Below are 1150 nucleotides of genomic sequence, written 5' to 3'. Positions count from 1 at the left end.
CAGAACCCGATGCCCACGCCGCCGGTGAGCATCTCCGCGGCGACGATCACCAGCCAGGCCGTGCCCACCGCCAGGCGCACGCCGGTCAGCATGTAGGGCAGCACCGACGGAAACAGGATCTTGGTGATGATCTTCCACTCGGACAGGTTCAGCACGCGGGCCACGTTCATGTAGTCCTGCGGCACGCGCTGCACGCCCACGGCGGTGTTGATGATCATGGGCCAGATCGAGCAGATGAAGATGGTCCAGATGGCGGCCGGGTCGGCGCCCTTGAACACCAGCAGGCCAATCGGCAGCCAGGCCAGCGGCGACACCGGGCGCAGCAGGCTGATCAGCGGGTTGAACATGCGGCTCAAGAAAGTGAAACGGCCGATCAGGAAACCGGCCGGAATTCCGACCGCAGCGGCCAGGCCAAAGCCCACGGCCACGCGCTTGAGCGAGGACAGGATGTTCCAGCCTATGCCCTGGTCGTTGGGCCCCTTGCTGTAAAACGGATCGCTGAAGATCACCGCGGCTTGCGCCAGCGTGTCCTGGGGCGAGGGGATGCTGGCGCCCGTGCCCCGCGACACCAGCTCCCAGACCAGCGCCAGCAGGCCCATGCCCAGCAGCGGCGGCAAGATGCGCTGCCAGATGAAGGAGGCATCCCACGGCCGCCGCACGGCCGGGGTTGCGGTCTCATTTTTTAAGCTTTTAAGGCCTGTAGCCCCCGTATTTACTGGGGTGGCAGCTATCAAAGGCGTAGCATTTTCTTCCCGGCTCTTTTCGCCGCCGGGCGCTGGTGGCGCGGCGGCCTCGAGCGGACTGTGAAATACGGCACTGACCATGGCATCACCTCTTCAATTGGGTATTCAATGAATCTGCAATCACGCTCGAACGTCTGTTCAGACGCGAATCTTGAAGCTGTCGGCGTACTTTTTCGGGTCCTTGCCGTCCCAGACCGTGCCGTCAATCAGCTTGCTGGTGCGCATCGCGTCCTTCGGAACATTCACCTTGGCGGCGCTGGCGGCCTGTTTGTAGATGTCGATCTGGTTGATCTGTTTGGCGATGCCGAGGTAGTCGGGGTGGTCCTTGATCAGGCCCCAGCGCTTGTGCTGCGTCAAAAACCACATGCCGTCAGACAGGTAGGGGAAGTTGACGGCGCCGTCGTTGA

General features: G+C 62.7%; 1 protein-coding gene and 1 pseudogene. Both read right to left on the bottom strand.

Features of this window, described 5'->3' with window-relative positions:
- A partial coding sequence (ntrB, locus tag Q8K05_RS13415; protein ID WP_305247114.1) for a nitrate ABC transporter permease occupies positions 1-824 on the bottom strand: 824 nt, incomplete at its 3' end.
- Positions 825-881: 57 nt separating this feature from the next.
- Positions 882-1150 (bottom strand): annotated as a pseudogene (locus Q8K05_RS13410) (nitrate ABC transporter substrate-binding protein); the annotation flags it as partial.

Origin of the sequence: Polaromonas sp. (genome assembly GCF_030682935.1) — a bacterium.
GTDB lineage: Bacteria > Pseudomonadota > Gammaproteobacteria > Burkholderiales > Burkholderiaceae_C > Polaromonas.
This window is presented reverse-complemented; position numbering and strand designations above follow the sequence as displayed.